Annotated in this window: 1 protein-coding gene; it reads left to right on the top strand. The window is 66.4% G+C overall.

What is annotated here, in order from left to right:
- A partial coding sequence (locus HO151_RS00230; RefSeq protein ID WP_173894121.1) for an ISAzo13 family transposase occupies window positions 1-587 on the top strand: 587 nt, incomplete at both ends.

Raw genomic sequence — 587 nt, 5'->3', positions numbered from 1 at the left:
CATGGAGGCATCCGGGCGGTGGCCCGGGCGGCTGAGGTCAGTGAGACAACGGTCCGTAAAGGTGTGGCCGAGCTGGAATCCGGCGAAGGCCCTTTGGGCCGGGTACGCAGGTCTGGCGGAGGTCGCAAGAGGACCGCAGATCTTGACCCCGGGCTGCGGCCCGCTCTGCTGGCTCTGGTGGAGCCCGATGAGCGTGGTGATCCGATGTCGCCGCTGCGCTGGACGGTGAAGTCGACCAGGAGCCTGGCGGCGGAGCTGACCCGGCAAGGACACCGAGTTGGTGCGGATACCGTCGGTGTCCTGCTGCGCGAGGAAGGCTTCAGCCTGCAGGCCGGCGCCAAGACCCTCGAGGGCAAGCAGCACCCTGACCGCGACGCCCAGTTCCGCTACATCAACGAGCAGGCCAAAGAACACATGGCCGACGGCCAGCCGGTGATCAGCGTGGACGCGAAGAAGAAGGAACTGATCGGCGACTACAAGAACACAGGCCGCCAGTGGCGGCCGTCCGGTGAACCGGCGCGGGTCAAGACCCACGATTTCCTGGATCGGCAAGGGCCGGGAAAGGCGATCCCCTACGGAATCTACGA

Source organism: Streptomyces sp. 8P21H-1, from assembly GCF_013302945.1.
This window is presented reverse-complemented; position numbering and strand designations above follow the sequence as displayed.